Raw genomic sequence first — 18,464 nt, forward strand, 5'->3', positions numbered from 1 at the left:
TACGCTTTCATCTCGGTAATTGAATTGCCGAGGATTCCCGCTTATCGTCCTAAAAGCTGTGACATTCTGATTCTTGATATTATGCTGGGTGAAAACAATGGGATCAGCTTTGCAGAATGTCTCCATGACACTGGAAAACAAATTCCCGTTATCTTCATTTCCAGCAGTAAGGAATTTGTATTCGATGCATATTCTGCTGAACCTGTAGGTTATATCCTCAAGCCGGTCAGCCGTCAAAAACTTGCAGAAGCACTAACCCGTGCAATCCGACATCTGATTCCGAAATCCATTATAATCGACACTCCATCCAGAACTGTATCCTTTCATATCAAGGATATTACCTATATTGAAATAATCAATAAAGAATTGCAGATTCATCTTCAGGATGGTACTGTCACGAAGATATATAAATCCCTTTCTGCAGTCCGTGAAATTCTGCCGAAAGATATCTTCGTGCAATGTCACAGATGCTACATTGTTTCTCTGTATGCTGTCCGTTCAATCAGACGCTTTGAAATCACACTGAATAATCAGGAAATAATCCCGGTCAGCAAATACAGCTACCGGGATGTCCAGGAACAATTACAGCAATACGCTGCAAAATGGTTTTAATTTCTGCAAACAGCAGAAAACGGCGGTCTTATCGACCGCAGAATTCTCATTGATATTTTGCAACAAGCTCTCCGGCATTTGCTTTCACATCATCGGAAACAAGCCCCGGGAATTCCTCTTCCAGTTCATTCAGGATATTCATAATATCTTCTTTTTCCTGATCGGTGCTGATAACAACCTCGCAATAGTTGATCTTCTCCATACCTGCCACTGAGGTTTCCAGCTGCATAATATAATCCACATGCGGATTCCCATATAATCGGATCAGATCCTCCTGCGACCTTGCTTTCATCTTAAAGTTCAATGCATATTTCAGGTTCCGTTTCATACTGTAATTTTTGTCAGTTCCGAGTATGCTGTCCACAAAAATAGATAGTGGATTTCTTCCCTCCATGGCAGCCGTTGTTGTTGTCATTCCGGACCATCTTGGATTAATTTCGATAATATACCATTCTCCTGCCCGGTAAACCAGATCGACCTGCACCGTTCCTTCAAATTTCAAACTCTGTGCCATATTAAGCAGTTCTTCCTGTACCTTTTCAAAATGATAGGAAGGATCCGTCACCGGACCAAATTTTACAGAGCTTAACGGATCTGTAATGCCCTCTTTTGTTACAGAAAAGGCGATCGGCGGAAGGACACTGTAACGTCCCTCTACACCATGAATTTCCGTTCCGAACTGTTCTCCCTGAATCAGTTCTTCCACCATTATATCTGAATTGTTCTGATCGGAATTAAGAAAGCTCTCTACTTCCTCATAGGAGTTCATGATTTCCACTCCGATTGACCCTGCACCTAATGTATCCTTCACAATGACCGGAAAGTTTATTTCCTTAATCCGATAAAAAACATATTCCTTATATACATTTACACTGACACCCGGATTCTTCTTCTCCGCAAGAAACAGCTCATGGTGAATATAGATTCCCTTTGCCGCTTTGACAAAGCTGCGGAACATGATATTACTACGCCACTTATCAAATGCTGCCACTGACACCAGCGTATTATTGGCAATGGTTGCAATTCCTCTTTTCTGTAATTCCTCAGCAATGAGAGCGGTCTTGATCGGTACCCAGTCAAAGGGAACGGCTCCCGATGCAATTGCTACAGCAATATCCGGTCTCTGCTGTGCAATCAGCTCTGCCGTATCCTCCGCACTCATTCCACTCTCCAAAAGCACGTATTTCACCTTCTCAGGTTTTTTGCAGATTTCCCCATCTGCCACGTCAAAAATGTAAGAACCATTCAGGGGTCCTGCTACAACAAATTCGCAGTCCGGATAAAGCCGGTCCATTTCATCCCAGGTATCTGCCCGGAACGGCTGGTAGGTTGTTTTTGTTGATGAATTGGAATGTGCTGATGTTGACGCACTATAAAATACAATACGCATAATCTCTTCCTCCGCCTATTTTCTATGATTCAAACTGTGCCTGATATAATCTGGCATAGGCTCCGTTTTGTGCTAATAGCTCTTTGTGGCTGCCCTGCTCCACGATATGCCCGTTCTCCATAACCAGGATTACGTCTGCATTGCGAATTGTGGACAGACGGTGGGCAATGACAAAGCTTGTCCGTCCCTCCCGCAGCTTATCAAGTGCCTGATCAATCATGGCTTCGGTTCTGGTATCTACAGAACTTGTTGCCTCATCCAAAATGAGAATATTCGGTTTCACAAGAAATGCCCTGCAGATCGTCAACAACTGCTTTTCTCCGGCAGAAAGGCTTGACATTTCATTGGAAATTACAGTCTGATAACCATCAGGCAGTGTACTTACAAACTGATCCACGAAGGTCTCCCGGCATGCATTCCGGAATTCTTCTTCCGTGATTTCCCGTTTCAAACCATATTTCAGATTGTCTCCGATCGTTCCTTTATACACCCAGGTGTCCTGCAGAACCATTGCAATGTTCTCCCGCAGGCATGCTCTTGTAAGGTCGTGAATTTCTACTTTGTCATCAAAAATAATTTCTCCAATGTTTACTTCATAAAATCGTTCGATCAGATTTACAAGTGTTGTCTTGCCGGCACCAGTTCCTCCAACAATAGCGACCATCTGGCCCGGTTCTACAACAAGGTTCATATGTTCAATCAGCTTCCTCTCAGGTACATAAGAAAAGCTCACATCCCGGAAATCGATCTTTCCCTGCAACCGGTAGCTCTCTCTGGCTTCCGGTTTTTCTTCAGCCTGATCTTCACTATCTAACAGCTCATAGATCCGGTCAAGAGACGCTATTCCGGACTGCAGTGAAGAATACGCCTGGGACAGCTTGGAAAAGGGTGTCTGAAACTGTCTGGTATACTGAATAAATGCCTGCACATCTCCGACCGTCATCTGTCCGGATATTACCCGTAAAGCACCTCCCAATGCCACAATCACATAATTCAGATTCGTAAAGAACCGGGACAATGGTTGAATCAGGTTCGATACGGCCATAGCTTTGAAGGAAGATTCATACAGCAGACGATTCTGCTTCCTGAAAGCTTCCACGAACTTCTCTTCCTGACCATAAAGCTTCACAATATTGTGTCCGTTCACACTCTCTTCCACATTACTGTTAATCATTCCGGTATAATACCACTGCTTCTGATATTCCTTACGCACAAACCTGGAAATCAGGGTCACAATCCAGCCCGAGACCGGAATAATGATCACAGTGATCAATGCCAGCCTCCAGTTAATTGCAGTCATCATGACAATCATCCCGACCAGCTGGAAAATACTGTAAATCGTATCTGCACCGGAAGAATTCAGAGTCGTGACCACATTATCAATATCATTTGTGGTCCGGCTCATGATATCTCCGTGACTGTTTGTATCAAAATAATTTAATGGCAGCGACCATAGCTTTGTCTCTACCTGACTGCGCAATTCTTTCGCCGTATCAGAGATGATCCGTGTGGAAAACCATGCGGACAGCCATTTCGATACGAACTGGATCAGAAAAATCACACTCGATATCCCTGCCCAGAAGAAAAACCGGTCCCAGTGAATGTTACTGCTTACCGGGTTTGACATATCCTGTACAATGGAATCCGTTGCATACCCCAGATACTGCGGTCCCAGCGCTGTAGCAACCGCTGAAATAATAATACTGAACAGCATAAGAGCGGTCAGCATCTTATTTTTAAAGAAGAAGAGCTTTAACAGCCGCTTGAAAGACCCCTTTTGTATGGTCTTTTTCTGCTTTGTACTCATGATGCCACCTCCTTATCTGTGGGCTGGGAAGCCACAATTTCCTGATAAGTCCGGCTGCTTTGCATGAGTTCTTCATGTGTTCCAACCGCTTCAATACGTCCCTGATTCATCACAAGGATCTGGTCAGCATCCTTAATGGTACTGATTCTCTGTGCAACAATAATCACAGCCGCATTCTGTGTAACCGGCTTCAGTGCTCTTCGCAGCTCCTGGTCTGTCCGGTAATCCAGTGCAGAGAACGAATCATCAAACAAATAGATGGAGGGTCTGCGGACAATTGCTCTTGCGATTGCAAGCCGCTGCCGCTGCCCGCCCGAAAAGTTTGTTCCCCCTTCGGAAATCTTCATCTTAAGACCACGTTCGTTTTTCTCCACGAATTCCTTTGCCTGCGCAATCGAAAGAGCCTCCCAGAGTTCTTCCTGTGTTGCATCCGGTTTTCCATCCCGCAGATTGTCCTCCAGCGTCCCCGAAAACAGGAAAGCCTTCTGCGGAACCATGCCGATTGCCTGATCAAGCTCATGCCTTAACAGCTTCCGGACATCCATGCCATCTACGAAGACCGTCCCCTCTGTCACATCTGCAAGACGTGGAATCATATCAAGCAAGGTAGTCTTACCACATCCGGTAGATCCGATAATCGCCGTCGTTTTACCCGGCTGTGCGCAGAAGGAAATGTCCTTCAATACAGGCTCCACCTGCTCATTATCCGGTGCATAGGAATACGTCACATGTTCAAAACATATTTCTCCCCGGAACTGCTCTGGCAAAAAAGCATCCTCTCTGTCCTGAATTTCACTTTCACTGTTTAAAATCTCTTCAATACGTGTAACCGATACCTCGGCTCTTGGCAGCATAATAAAAATCATGGAAGCCATCAGGGTTGCTGTCAGAATAAAGGATATGTAGGTTACGAAGCCGATCACCTGTCCAATCTGTACCTGACCGTTCCCCGCCATACGGCCGCCAAGCCAGATCAGCGAAATATTGGCAAAGCTCATTGTCAGGGTAAAGATTGGCTGCATCAGCCCTGTAATCTTACCGATGCTGGTATTAATCCTTGAAAGATCTCCGTTAATCCGTTCAAAGCGTTCCTTCTCGCCTTGTTCCTTCGTAAAGGCCTTTACCACACGGATACCGGAAATCTGATCCCTGAGTACGGTATTCATCTCATCTATTTTCGTCTGCTGTTCTCTATAATAAGGAAGGATCAGCTTTAAAAATACCACAGAAACCCCAAGCAGCAGAGGTATCGTCACAAGCAATACCACCGAAAGCTTCACGCTTTGGGACAAGGCAAGCACAAGACCTCCGATAAACATCATCGGTGCTGCGATAATCGCGGTAAATAAGAACGTAATAAACTGGATTACCTGCTGTACATCGTTTGTTGCCCTTGTAATCAGCGTAGGAGCTCCCATGCTTCCGATCATCCTGCGTGAAAAATGTATCAGCTTCTCATAAACCTGCTCCCTCAAATCCCGTCCGGTCATCAGTGCCACCTTTGCTCCGAAAATACCAGCCAAGGTTGATAGCAGAAACTGGATAAGAGCTATTCCCAGCATGAGAATTCCCTGATGCATGATATATGCAGCATCCGCATTCGCCACACCATAATCGATCACTCTGGAATTGATTGTTGGCAGATACATGGTTAAAAAGGACTGACCAAGCTGCAGTAAAATGACCAGTATCAAAAGTCCCCTGTATGGGCTTAATACTCTTCGCAAAAATCCGGTCATGCCTGTCCCTCCATAAAATCATCAATAACGGAAGCATATGCATCCATCATCTTACGCCCCGGCATACCCGGAAATGCATTTACCTCTGCCAGCACATACTCTCCATCACCAATCATAAGATCCAGTCCGATAATCGGAAGATCAAATATGGACGCCACCTTTTCACAGAATACCTTTTCTTCTTCGGTAAGAGTCTTCTCCTGTGTAGTTCCACCCACATGTACATTCGAACGGAATTCATCAGGATTCGATGCATGGCGCTCCATCGAAAAATAATATCTGCCATGGAGAACAACAACACGGATGTCTCTTCCTTTGGAAGTAGCAATATATTCCTGTGCCACATAAGCCTGTCCATAGGAAAGAGTTGCAAAGTAATCCTTAAGCTCCTGGCCGTTATGGATCAGTTCTACACCAATCCCGCCAAATCCACTGTCCGGCTTCACAACAAATGGATAACCAAAACGACCAGACAGTGTTTCGGGATCAGAATCTTTGAAAAACACCATCGTATCAGGCACCCGTATTCCATTCTGTGCAAATCTCTGATAAGTTGCAATCTTACTTCTTGCGACCTGAAGCTCACGCAGATTTAAAATAGATGGAATTCCCGCATCCTGAAGCATATTCTCCAGAATAAATCCATCCGTGGATCCAAGTAGTGGCCAGAAATAATCCGGCTTTTCCATTTTTTCGCCCAGACAGGTGATCGCAAGTTCCCCGTTCCTGCAAATTTCAATCGTGGAATATTCGCAGAAAAGCACTTCCTTATCTTTACCTATCAGTGCCTGCATCTGCCTTCTTCCATTTGTCTTAACATCTTCCACAGTACTGTCCTGGCTTGCTACTAAAGCTAAAATTTTCATAGGCTTCTCCTTTTATTTTCACAAAGTCCTTCCATTTATTTTACAAGCCCCACCCCGTATTCTGTCTGACTGAAAAAGAATTTCCGCTGCAGTTCATTCCGGATGATGTGCACAGGCTTCAGCTGTGCCGGCGCAATTCCCTTCATTATCATCAGATCACGGTATAAGCTATATGTCTCCGGCTCTAAGATATTTAACTTAGTTGACGCACAGATTCCTTTTGCCACCTTATCTCCCATGGACGGATTGGCCTTAGCAAGATTCCTCTCCAGAAAAAAACGGATTTCCTTTGCTTTCATCCCCTCCGGAAGGCTTTCGATTTCCATAAAATAAATATAACGTGGAGGAACATGTTCAACATCCGGATATACTGTAAAATCAATCATGTCAAAGCCAAGCTGCTTTGCTGTATCCTCTGCGGCAGTCCTGAGTGCCACTTCTGTTGTCTTCTCCCCCATAATACTGACTGTCTGATCAATACGTCCGATGAATTCCAGAATCGGCAGATTCTTATATTTTCCTGCAATCTTTACCGCATCACGCATACGATACCGGTAAAAACCGGAAAGATTCGTAACAATCACTTCATATTCTTTACCTGTCTCAAGCTGATCTATCGTTACTATTTTGGAGAAATCATCATCTGCGTCTGTCGGCAGAAATTCATAGAACATACTGTCCGGAACCGGCACGCTCTTCTCATCATTTAACCGGTACGGGACACTGATCATGCCTTCAGATGCATTAATTCCGGTAAAATAACGGGCTATTTTTTCTCCCATATATTTCTCTTTGATCTTATCAGCATAAACCTTAAATCCACCGGAACCGACACCGGTAAGGAACTGTGCATGAGGCCACAGCTTCGGTACAATCGGTTTCTCAAACCCCTGCATGAAAATTCCCCTCAGTTCCTGCGCTCTCTCCGGCATGGGCTGAATTTTCTTTAAGAGACTGGAACGGACTTCCTCTGACATTTTAATACCCAGATCAATCGTTCCCTGTTCAATATCATTAACCAGAAGCTCCCAATGCTGTTCCATATAACGCAATACTTCCAGTAAAAATCCAAGAAAGTTCGCTGCCATATTCGTAAGATCCTGGTCCATCAATCCGAAACGTGCATGCAGATATCTGGTGTTGGTTTCCGATTCCGGATAAATTGCTTCATCGGGAGATGTAAAACTCATTCCGAGGTAAGGGCGGAATTCACCGATCATTTTTACTGACAAAGCCCCATAAGTAACACCGCTTTTCACGTGCTGGATCTCTGCAATGGATTCCGCAATGGACATATTCCGTCCGTTGATCCAGTCTTCTCCGAGTTCTTTTGCGACCAGACCCATACGGTAGGGACCATTATACTTCTGAAAAACCTGAAAAGCCTCTTCCGTCAACGGTATACGCTTGGGATTTCCAACCGTTCCTGAAGACTTGTTATAATGTACAACCTTACCGGAGGTAATCAGATTCTCCTCCCCATCCTCACTCATTCTTAAAATATAGCCTGCATAATCATCGTATACACTGACCGGAACCTTCTTCTGGTATTCTTCTATGGAATGAATATTCGCAAAGCCATATTTCCTTCCATATTCCGTATCCTTATTTTGTTCCAGAATCCTTAAAAGCAGCTTTTCATTTTCCCCCATGGGATCCTCTGCCATCCGATTCAATGCTTCCACTACCGGTATTCCCAATTTGATCTGTTGCAGATTCCCCTGTCCGGCAGGTGTTAATTTTCTCTCTTCAATTGTCATATTCTTTTCCCCATTTTCATCTGTCTTTTATTGTTCGACTGTCAAAATACTGTCAAATCCGGTTGCTTCAAATACTTCCATAATAATTTCATTGACATGCTTTACAACCATACTTCCCTTTGCTGCATTCATTTTCTTCTGACAGGATAAAAGAACTCTTAATCCGGCACTGGAAAGATACGCAAGATCGGTAAAGTCCAGAACAAGCTCAGTAACTCCATCAAGCTTTTGGAAAATCTCCTTCTCAAATCCCGGTGCTGTTGCAGAGTCCATTCTTCCTTCCAAAGCAACCTCCATTTTCTTTCCCTGTGTTTTAACATCAAATTTCATTGATTTAACCCCCTTGTATTTTATACATATGCGGTAACTATTTTATCTGAATCCGTGCTTTCTTCAGTTCCCTGTTCTTTATCTGAATTTGTGTTTTCTGTATCAGTATTTTTCTCTTGATGATCCTGATCCGTAATATCTGCTTGATCTTCTTTTACAGGTAATTCTGAATCTTGTTCCATCATAAGAATATTGCCTGCATACACGGTTGTTGCTACAATACTTTGACTTAAAGTACTGAACAGCAATACAAAAGATAGCAAACATGCCTTCTCTATTTTTTCTCCTTTCTTCTTTTAACTGTTTTTATATCTATATTATATATATTATTTAAATCTAGTTTCTCTGTCTATATTTTTGCGTGAATAGTCAAAATATAGTGTAAAAAGACATTCATCTGATTTGATTTTGCCGTTTGCAAAGTTCTTCTTTTGATAAAAGATTAACTTCCTGATTTTCTATATTCCGTATTACTGAATTTTGATTTTCACAATTATTAGGCGGCTCATTCTAGTATTGTTCCATACTTTTAAAAGTAAGAAAGCCTGCAATCACTCCGGTTCCCAGAGAAATTAACAGGCTGATCAATAAGGGTTTTTGCTTCATTAAAGAGCTCCCTTTATTTTTAGAATTAATTTATTATATTCTGCTGTCATGGAGACATTCTACTTTTGGCTGCGTTACTGAGAATATTATCTATTGTCTGCTTTATTGGTTTTTCCTGAATCCGTGAAGTTGATTTCCTCACATACTCCTTAAACCCTATAGTTTCATGCTTTTGCAATATTTTTTTCCAATATTGTTATTCACCCACCAGGTGAAAGCAGTCTGTGGTAAAATAGACATAACAAAATCTATGGATTGGAGTCTTTTACCATGAATAACAACCACCGAATCACACTGAACACCAATAAGAACATTATTGTTGAGTTTACAAATGAACGTATTATCCCAGCCAGCGGTCTGGCTGTTGTTGGCGCCCTCCTTGGGAAAAGCGATTTCATCAAAAAACTCAATCGCATGGACGTGACATCCAATCGGTCTCAGCATCAGATTAAAAATGGTGATATTGTACTCACTTACCTTGGAATGCTTTGCATGGGCAAACCTTACTTTGAAGCTTTTTCATTATCAAGCGAAAACTTCGCCGAGAAAGCACGGATGACTGGTTTGAAATGGCAAAGCAGTATTGCCGGAATGTAACCAGTCCCAGAGACGGAAAAACCGTCTATATAGGCAGTGACTGGAAAACCGTTACCAGTAAGCAGTTCAATACAGAGTATACACTCCGTGCCGGATACGAGATTACAGAGCGAACCATTGATAAGTATGGTCAGTTCAACCTTGTTCCCGATATTGAAGTTGAAGCCTGGTGGACAAACCTTGGTGACCCGGATGAGGAAATCATCAGTCTGTATCATGCCCATGGGGAATGTGAGCAGTTTCATAGTGAGGTAAAAACAGACATGGATCTGGAGCGGCTTCCATCCGGAAAGTTCGCGACCAATGCACTGATACTCGAATTAGGGATGATCGCATATAACATTCTCCGTATGATCGGTCAGGGCACAATTGGAGGACGGGCACCCCGTCAGAAGAGGGATGTTAAACGCCGTCGTTTACGCACAGTTATCAGCAACCTGATTATGATGGCAGGACATATAACCATGCATGCACGCCAGTTGATAACCGGCCTCGGAAGAAGCAACATCTGGCGACATATATTTTCTGATATCTGTCAGAAATATGCTGTCACAAACTCATAAGTAACAAAGCAATTTTATAGCAGGCTTATTTCGTGTACCCTTTTTGCCCAGTGACTGCTTTTGTTCCCGGTGCTGATACAGAAAAAGCCACAGAAGTATGCTCACATCATGAAACAAACTTACCTTTGGAAGATTGGTTCTCTTAAAGAATGAACTTCACGGATTTAGGTTAGTTGCTAAGTCTCTTGGTGTGGTGGTACTGTTACCAATGGACTTAATGGGAGCCGCATAGCCTTCTGGTGCAACAGGAGAATCATCCCAGCCATTTGCAAAGGAATATAAGACCAGTCCCATCTTCCCGAACAGTCGTTCCAGGAAATCTGGATCTGACGTTGCAATTTTCCCAATGGTTTTGATCCCATAACGGTTTAACATCGTTCTGGTAGATCTTCCGACATACAAAAGGTTAGCTGCAGGAAGATTCCAGACGATACTCTGGTAATTTTCTTTATGAAATTGGGTGATCGCATCTGGTTTTTTATAATCGCTTCCAAGCTTAGCAAAAATCTTATTCCACGTAATCCCGATACTGACTGTGATCCCCAATTCCTTTTTTACACGGCTTCTAATCTCATCTGCAATCTTTTTTTCATCCCCTTTTAAGGCGGTACTTCCAGTCACATCCAGCCACGCTTCATCACATCCATAAGGCTCCACCAGATCGGTATACTCTCCATAAATCTCCCGCAGCATGGAAGAAAACTGTAGATAAAGCTCCATTCTGGGCGGAACAACAACCAGATCCGGACAGGCACTTTTAGCTTGCCACAAAGCCAGTCCTGTCTTTACCCCCTTTTGCGTAGCAGTATAATTTGCTGTCAGAACAATCCCACGTCTGGATGCCTGATACGCTTTAATCGCAGGCTTGTTCAAAACTCTGGACCAGTACGCAGCGATCTGGTAATGTGCAGACCCACATACAGCCTCCATGTGATATGATTTCTTCTGGTATTCCACACCTTTCCATGATTATTGGCAGACGTCTTGGTATCCAGATTATCAAGCATGCTTCATCTATCTGTTCCTATCAAAATATCGTTTTGCAAGTTATCAAGACGCATTCTTCTTTAATTCAAGGATTTTCTTCCTGATTTCTTCTATAACTAATTTAAACGCCTCATCGTTTTTTCCCGTTGGATCTTCCAGTCCCCAGTTATCGTCAAAAGGCCTGTCAATAAACGGACACCCTACATTGCATCCCATGGAAATCACGATATCAGGAGTTGGAATATCGCGAATCAGTTTGCTGTACTGACCATCTGCTTCCATATCTATTCCATATGATTCTTTCATAATCCGGACCGCATCCTGATTGATCTGCGGTTTTGTCTCTGTACCAGCCGAATAGCTTTCAAATACATCTGATGCCAGATGCTTTCCGAATGCTTCTGCTATCTGGCTGCGGCATGAATTATGGACACAGATAAAAGCTACCTTTTTCTTACTCATAGAAGAGTCCCCTTCCTCTTATATCTTACTCTTTTTCCATAATTTTACAGTTCCTCCTGGTGCTCGTTTCATTTTCTGCTCCAGCTTCTTTCCATAATTTTCCTTCTTTGTAGTGCTTCCGGCAAAGCGCCACATAGCTTTCATTGGAGCCAAGCATGATCTGCGCACCCTCCCGTACAATTTCTCCATTTGCATACCGGGTATTACACTGTGCACGTTTTCCACACCAACAGACAGTCGGTACTTCCTCAATGACATCTGCAATCTCCATCAGACGTCTGGAGCCAGGAAATAAGCGGTTGCGGAAATCGGTGCGCAGTCCATAGCAGATCACTGGAATATTATAAAAATCCACAAGGTCGGACAAAGTGTCTATTTCCGCTTCCGAAAGGAACTGTGCTTCATCTACCAGAACTGCATCCACTTTCTTTCCCTGATAACTGTATTCTTTATTTCCTTCTTTCCAGGTTTGGGAAATCTCTTTTAAAAATTCATCCACGTATTCTGCTGAAGCAGATAATCCCATACGAGACTGGATCTTGCGTTCTCCATCCCGGCTGTCTGTTCTTGGTTTTAACAAAACGGCATACTGACCGCGCTCTTCGTAGTTATAACGGACCATTAGTATGTTTGCTGATTTCGAGCTTCCCATTGCTCCGTAGCGGAAATATAATTTTGCCATTTTCAGACTCTCCTTATGCTCAGTGTTCTTTCAAAAGCTTTTCCATATAGCTTTTCCTTCTATCAATCAAATTTCAGAACCAGTTGTCCGTCGATCCAGCTTTTCTGATCCGCCTGATGTATTTTATCATCCGCTTTTAAATTTCCAATCAAAAACGGGGATTTCGGATCATGCAAAGCATAATTCTGACGAACCGTTTTGGTATCGTAATTAGCATAACAATATTTACATCCATGAAGACAGGTATTATATGCTCCAATATCATTTCCCATAAAACAGGCACATTCTTTCCGTAGTGGCTGCTTTTTCGGTATATCCAGCGTGGTATGGAGGGCTTTTTCGTATGTTTCCTGTGTCATACAGCCATTGCAATCTGCCCCATAACAGGCTAATTCTGTTCCTTCTCCACAGGGATATACTTTCATTCCATGTGCCGCGGCTATCTGTATCATGGTTTTCCCAAGTGACAGACGTTTTTCTTTTGGTACAGCTTGGGCTTCCGGAAAATTTCTTCTCACTTTCTGGTACAGGTCGATGAAACTGATCACGCAGGTATGGGTATAGCCCTCAAGGGCCTGTGCGATCTGTGTAAACTTTTGGATATGGACCTCTGGCGTATAAGTCTCATTCAGGAATATAGGGTCATAACGCCATCCCATGGAATCCGGTCCTGTAATCTCAGCCAGTTGCCGAAATGTATCTATTACCGCTTCTACATCTGGAACCAGAGGCTCTATTTCTTTTCCATAAGGGGTAATGGTAACGAACCAGTACATTCCATATGTTTTCAGTAAATCCATGTGTGAAAGCATAGGCGCCGGATTTTTCGAGCAGAACGCAATCAGATCTACCACAGAAGGCGAAAAGGTATATCTTGTTACCTGCTGCGGCTGATATGGATTCCGAACCATCACGTAGCCCTCTTTTATCCGGTTACACAGCCATTCCGAATAAAACGCCGGGATATCCGTCCGCATACCGGTCTGAATAATCATAAATGTGTTCCCTTCTTTTTTATGTCAGCAAACTCTCTTACACATTATTTCTCATTTACAAGCTTCCCTGTCATATGCTCAATTCTGATTGCAAATAGCTGGACACGGCTTCTTGCAGAACCATTCATTTCTTTTTCTACTTCTTCTACTGTAGGGTAATATTTTTCTGCCAGTTTTTGAAGACGGTCTTCTATAATCTTTGTATCTGTGACAAGTTCTGCTTTTCCAAACACAACAACACTTGTGGCATTCCACTCCCAGTGCCCTTCTTTTTTGAAACCCTGGTTCCAGGTTGTCAGACACACTGTATTACATTTCTGGATTGCATCCATCTTGTGTCCTTCTCTGGCTCCATGAAAATAAATCGTATGATCAGCCTCTTCATAGTAAAAATTAATTGGAATGGTATAGGGATACCCTTCATCACCAATTACAGAAAAAGCAGCTCTTTTTTCATCTTTTAATATTTTTTTACATTCATCTTGTGAAACCTGTTGCTTAAATCTTCTCATCTCGCGAAACATAAGATATCCTCCTGCCAATTATTTTCCTTTTCAATGGAATCTCATTTTTAAGATTACATTTTGATTAAGGCAAACTCCATTTTTCATCTATATAGATTACCAGACAATTCAATTGGAAAGAATCACATTCAGAGCAGTTCCAGTTTTTCTCAGAATTGCTCTTTTTGTTTGCTCTGAATCTGATACTTTCCTAATGAATTGTACCATATGCAAATAGAATTTACAAACATTTGTTCTACTTATTTTCAAAAAATAGTGCGCCTAGCTCATCACTGAAGTAACGAGAATGCGACGCACAGTTTTTCAAAACTTTATCCATATGTTTTCCCTGTAACTTTCCAAAAATATTTGAAAAGGGACTGTTTCCAGCCCCTTAATTTCTGTAAATTTCCTTACAGATATGAACAACATGACAATTTGTGCCCCGGATATCTTTAATCTGCATACCACGATGGTTCATTTATATACCGAATAGTTCTTCTCCAGGAGCATGTCTCGCACTTAAAGCATCCCATTTCGGTTCTTCCATCGCTATATTCAACACGTCGCTCCTCATGTGGTTCAATTGTTCTATGAGTGAAGCAGAAATGCTCTTTATTATTTATTGATTGTCCGTCACATTGGATAATTATATCTAAAAAGTTTACAGCTTCTGTAATGTCTTTAAAACCATTAATTTCCTCAGGTTCAGGATCCTTAAAGGGTAAAATACGTGGCATTTATTTCTTTGTCTATTACTTCTTTATGGCCTGTTGCCTTCACTGCTTTCTGTGCTGCAAATACTGCACCACAGGTTTCACAGTATCTTCCTTCCGTTAATCCATCTTCTGTGCAGGTCGCTGCTACTTTTGACAGGTTTTGTCAGTCCTTTTATACTTATATAATTTTCAAAATATTTACTTTTCTGCCAAAACTGATTCAAATCCTTCTTCTGCTTTTCTTACTGTGTCTTCTATGATTTTCTCTGCAATTGGTTTCAGATCCATTTTTAAGATCTGACCGATTACTTCCTCTTGTTTGGCTTCCGGTACTTTATATAAGGTAAAGCAGCATTTCAGTAATCTTCTTAATTTGTTTTCCATGGTAAAATAGAGGTCGCATTTTTTTGCCATAAATCCTCTGGTGATTCCGGCAGAGGCAATGTCCATTTCATAAAAATCTTTCAATTCTGCTTCTTTTATATATTGTGAAAAAATATGCTGAATCTTCTGCGCCGTGCGCATATAAATATATTCTGAGGTAGTAGGAAGAGAATATCCTACCACATATAATTCCCTCAACGGTTCTGACAATTCGGCTATGTACATCTGTATCGAAACTTCTACTCCATAGACAAGCAACGGATCCGGGGTTTCCCCTAATAATTTCTCAGCCTTATCAAACTGGCTTCCAAACATTGTTTTGACCAGGGTAAGCAGCAAGGCTTCTTTATTATCAAATGCTGCAAAAAAGGAAGAGGGGGACATCCCGGCAGCCTTTGCAATAGAGGCTGTTGTGGTCTTCTCGTATCCATTTTCCAGAAATAATTTTACTGCTGCATAGATCATTTTGTTTCTTCTGACGATTCCTTTATGTTGTAATCCTTTTGGCATTTTTACATCAATCCATCCTTGTAATTATAATTTTGCATATACTTTTGATTATAATCAATTATATATTGCTTTAAAGTTTTTCGCAACTATTATTTGGATAATTTGTACAAAATTTCCACATTATATTTATGAAAAAAGACCTATGAAAAATGATCGCTCTTTTTTGCAGGCTTTATAAAACAAAAAGAATGCAACACATGAGCTGCATTCTTTTGTTTTGTATCTACATTCCGCATTATTCTAACTACTTATCAATTTTCATTCGATATACCCCCACCCAAACTGAAGGTCATATCCCTTGTCTCCGGCATCAACAGCTTTATTTTTCAGATAGTCCAGTACTTTTTCCTGCGTTACACCTGGATTCTCCAGCAGGTACCCTGCTACAGCTGCACTTACTCTGGGGACCGCATAGGAGGATCCTTTCTGATCTTCATAACTTCCGTTTGCGCTTACATATACTGCTTCACCGCCAAGATACCACAGCGAACTTATGGGATTCCCGTTTTCATCAAGATCAGCTCCTGCCACGCCGATTACTTCTTCCCAGGCAGCCGGATATACCTGGCTTCCAGAAGGTGTCTGGAAGCTCAGGTTTCCGGCTGCAGCCAGTATCAGGACTCCGTTTTCGCTGGCATACTGAATTGCTTCATGGAGGAGGTTCGAATCTCTATTCAGTGTCCAACTCATATTAAGGATATCTGCATGGTATTTATCTACGCTGTCATAGATGGCCTGGATGATGGTATTATCGTCTGTCTGATTTTCAGATTCCCCATCAAAACACTTTAGCATGACCAGATTTGCATCCAGTGCCTTTTCCAGCAGGATTTCACAGACGCCTGTTCCATGTCCGCTGTTGTCAGAAAGGTTATCGCTGCCTTCCAGATAATTCCACCCTGTAATGTCTTCCATGTTGCAGCCTGAATCCAGAATACACACAGTTACCTGGGATTCACTGTCTGCAAGAACCGGAGTATATGCTCCGATTGCAGACATAAGGCACAAAGCAATTAATGGAAGTTTTGAAAAAATTTTTAGTTTGTGTTTCATAGCATCTTTTTTGTCAAATTCAATTGATCAGTCAGTTTTTTGTGGCTAATTTATTCTTTCGGAGCCAAAGGTTCTGTTGGCGCCGGGGCGTCCGTTGGCGCCAGAGCTTCCGTCGGAGCTGGTGCGTCTGTCGGAGCTGGTGCGTCCGTTGGAGCTGGAGCTTCTGTTGGAGCTGGGGATTCCGTCGGAGCTGGTGCTTCTGTCGGAGCTGGTGCGTCCGTTGGAGCTAGGGATTCCGTTGGAGCTGATGCGTCTGTCGGAGCTGGTGCGTCTGTCGGAGCAGGTGCTTCTGTTGGAGCAGGGGCGTCTGTCGGAGCAGGGGCTTCTGTTGGAGCAGGTGCTTCTGTCGGAGCTGGAGTTTCTGTTGGAGCAGGGGCGTCCGTTGGAACTACAGGCTTATAGTCGACATGAATATAAATCATCAAGTTTTCAACAACAGCTTCTGAATAGTTTACTGTATCTTCCGGAGTAAAGGTAAGCTTATATGCAAATCCTCCACCCTCTTTAGTGATGACTTTGTCCTCAACAGGTGTTGCCTTCCAGGTTCCCACAATAGTTTCGCCAGTAATTGGATTTTTCGCTTCAACCCAGCCATTAATCTCTGCATTTGAAAGATAACTTCCAACCACATTTCCTTCATTATCTTTTGAATTAAATAGTTTTCCGCTGAAATCTTTACACGTCAATGCAGGTACCGCCTTCTTTACTTTTACGGTAAATATCTCTTCAATCGGTTCTACATTTTTTGCCACGCTTTCATCAGCAGGTTGAAAAACTGCTTGAAGCTTATAAGCGTTTTCAGTAACTGCCAGCTGCTTTTTCTCGGATTCTTCAAGCTTCCACTGCCATTCTCCGGCTGTTTCCATCTCTGCGACCTTCACCTTGATTCCGGATATCATATCTTTTGCAATCAGAGTTTTCTTTTTCGCTCTGTCCGGTTCTGTTTCTGACGTCAATCCATCTGAAAGCATCTGCCCATAAATCAGGGTCAGTTTTTCCGGGTCCGGAGTTCCTGTAATGTCTGCTTTGGCTTTTTGAATCTTATAGGGCAGGATCGTAATTTTTTCTTCACTTTCCGGCCATCTGTACAGTGCAGGATTCTTAAGTTCCATCGTTACATTGTACTCTCCAGCATCTAAATGCTTTTCATTTTGAACTGTTTTATAGAATTCCGTTTCTGGAATAACCGGAGCCTGTTCCTGCCCATTATAGACCATTTCCGGGATCTCAGGAGGCGTCACCACTGCTTTTATTGTGGATACGGTTACTTCTGCCTGGATTGTTTTAAATCCAGCTGTATTTTCTGGAATAAACAGCATTGTGTATCGGATTTCACCCACCTGGTCAAGTACTGTCTCAGGATTTTGCCATTGCCAGGTTCCTGGAATTTCTTTCTGATTGTATGTAGCTTTTCCATCGGTTAAGACCGGATCCTTTTCTGGTGAATTTTGGATATCCTTTAATCTGGTACCGATTTCAAATTCCTGTGCTACGGTTGGCACAGTTTCGATCACTGGCGTGATCCAGTAGATAGAGGCTGTTGTTTCAGCTGTAGTATCCAGAAGCACATACAGGTTATCTGCATTTTGGTCTTCCCGGATTTTATAACCGCTGAAGGTAACTTTAAGGTTTTCACCAGGTGTTTCCTGTTCAAACTTAAATATACCGTCTGTCAGTTCCAGATTTTCCAGTTTCATACCGTCGCCAGCACGTGTCAGTTCATAGATTCCAGTGGTGGTAACATTGCCTTTTTCGTAATCACGGCTGTCAGCTTTACAGCTTACGCGGACACCAATCTGCGTTCTTACTGGAAGGTCAAATTCTACCGGAAGATAAATGTTGGTTTCAGAAGGCGTAAATACAACCGTATAATTTGCATTATCGGTTCCGTTATTTTCT

Annotated in this window: 15 protein-coding genes and 2 pseudogenes; 2 read left to right on the forward strand and 15 right to left on the reverse strand. The window is 42.5% G+C overall.

Features of this window, described 5'->3' with window-relative positions:
• Positions 1 to 612 (forward strand): LytR/AlgR family response regulator transcription factor (locus tag LIZ66_RS17495; protein ID WP_227201126.1); only part of this gene is annotated, 612 nt, incomplete at its 5' end.
• 46 nt (positions 613 to 658) lie between these two features.
• On the opposite strand, the gene LIZ66_RS17500 is transcribed toward LIZ66_RS17495, so the two are convergent.
• From LIZ66_RS17500 to LIZ66_RS17530, 7 genes are read right to left on the reverse strand one after another with little or no spacing between them, the layout of a single operon-like run.
• Positions 659 to 2,002, reverse strand: a complete 1,344-nt coding sequence (locus LIZ66_RS17500) for an ATP-grasp domain-containing protein (RefSeq protein ID WP_226838025.1) — start codon at positions 2,000 to 2,002, stop codon at positions 659 to 661.
• Between the two features lie 22 nt (positions 2,003 to 2,024).
• Complete coding sequence (locus tag LIZ66_RS17505; RefSeq protein WP_148462065.1) at positions 2,025 to 3,809, reverse strand: ABC transporter ATP-binding protein; 1,785 nt, start codon at positions 3,807 to 3,809, stop codon at positions 2,025 to 2,027.
• Positions 3,806 to 5,548, reverse strand: a complete 1,743-nt coding sequence (locus LIZ66_RS17510) for an ABC transporter ATP-binding protein (protein ID WP_173736151.1) — start codon at positions 5,546 to 5,548, stop codon at positions 3,806 to 3,808. The genes LIZ66_RS17505 and LIZ66_RS17510 overlap by 4 nt, the downstream gene beginning before the upstream one ends.
• Positions 5,545 to 6,414 (reverse strand): ATP-grasp domain-containing protein, encoded by an 870-nt coding sequence (locus tag LIZ66_RS17515; RefSeq protein ID WP_173770167.1) that lies wholly within the window; start codon positions 6,412 to 6,414, stop codon positions 5,545 to 5,547. The genes LIZ66_RS17510 and LIZ66_RS17515 overlap by 4 nt, the downstream gene beginning before the upstream one ends.
• A 35-nt stretch (positions 6,415 to 6,449) precedes the next feature.
• Positions 6,450 to 8,174 (reverse strand): GH3 auxin-responsive promoter family protein, encoded by a 1,725-nt coding sequence (locus LIZ66_RS17520; protein WP_173770166.1) that lies wholly within the window; start codon positions 8,172 to 8,174, stop codon positions 6,450 to 6,452.
• A 27-nt stretch (positions 8,175 to 8,201) separates the two neighbouring features.
• Entirely contained in the window at positions 8,202 to 8,504 is a 303-nt protein-coding gene (locus LIZ66_RS17525) for an STAS domain-containing protein (RefSeq protein WP_148462062.1), read from the reverse strand.
• Positions 8,505 to 8,524: 20 nt separating this feature from the next.
• On the reverse strand, positions 8,525 to 8,689 hold the full coding sequence (locus LIZ66_RS17530) for a hypothetical protein (RefSeq protein WP_173717341.1): 165 nt from the start codon (positions 8,687 to 8,689) through the stop codon (positions 8,525 to 8,527).
• Positions 8,690 to 9,380: 691 nt separating this feature from the next.
• Between LIZ66_RS17530 and LIZ66_RS17535 the strand changes: the two are divergent.
• A pseudogene (locus tag LIZ66_RS17535) lies at positions 9,381 to 10,270 on the forward strand (transposase).
• A 156-nt stretch (positions 10,271 to 10,426) separates the two neighbouring features.
• Here the strand turns inward: LIZ66_RS17535 and LIZ66_RS17540 are convergent.
• The 8 genes and pseudogenes from LIZ66_RS17540 to LIZ66_RS18620 all read right to left on the reverse strand — a co-directional run.
• Entirely contained in the window at positions 10,427 to 11,200 is a 774-nt protein-coding gene (locus LIZ66_RS17540; RefSeq protein WP_330663627.1) for a DNA polymerase Y family protein, read from the reverse strand.
• A 120-nt stretch (positions 11,201 to 11,320) separates the two neighbouring features.
• A complete protein-coding gene (locus LIZ66_RS17545) occupies positions 11,321 to 11,719 on the reverse strand; it encodes an arsenate reductase ArsC (protein ID WP_187564842.1) in 399 nt (132 codons plus the stop codon).
• Positions 11,720 to 11,744: 25 nt separating this feature from the next.
• The gene (locus LIZ66_RS17550; RefSeq protein WP_227201127.1) at positions 11,745 to 12,401 is read right to left on the reverse strand and encodes a thymidine kinase; all 657 of its coding nucleotides are present in this window, start codon (positions 12,399 to 12,401) and stop codon (positions 11,745 to 11,747) included.
• Between the two features lie 62 nt (positions 12,402 to 12,463).
• Entirely contained in the window at positions 12,464 to 13,396 is a 933-nt protein-coding gene (locus tag LIZ66_RS17555; RefSeq protein ID WP_173717344.1) for a DUF1848 domain-containing protein, read from the reverse strand.
• Between the two features lie 44 nt (positions 13,397 to 13,440).
• Complete coding sequence (locus LIZ66_RS17560) at positions 13,441 to 13,920, reverse strand: pyridoxamine 5'-phosphate oxidase family protein (protein ID WP_118583844.1); 480 nt, start codon at positions 13,918 to 13,920, stop codon at positions 13,441 to 13,443.
• 896 nt (positions 13,921 to 14,816) lie between these two features.
• Positions 14,817 to 15,512: a TetR/AcrR family transcriptional regulator gene (locus tag LIZ66_RS17565; RefSeq protein WP_226854472.1), complete on the reverse strand. Its 696-nt coding sequence runs from the start codon at positions 15,510 to 15,512 to the stop codon at positions 14,817 to 14,819.
• 258 nt (positions 15,513 to 15,770) lie between these two features.
• Positions 15,771 to 16,565: a S8 family peptidase gene (locus LIZ66_RS17570; RefSeq protein ID WP_173718903.1), complete on the reverse strand. Its 795-nt coding sequence runs from the start codon at positions 16,563 to 16,565 to the stop codon at positions 15,771 to 15,773.
• 50 nt (positions 16,566 to 16,615) lie between these two features.
• Positions 16,616 to 18,464 (reverse strand): annotated as a pseudogene (locus LIZ66_RS18620) (hypothetical protein); the annotation flags it as partial.

Origin of the sequence: Blautia faecis (genome assembly GCF_020554845.1) — a bacterium.
GTDB classification, from domain to species: domain Bacteria; phylum Bacillota; class Clostridia; order Lachnospirales; family Lachnospiraceae; genus Blautia_A; species Blautia_A faecis.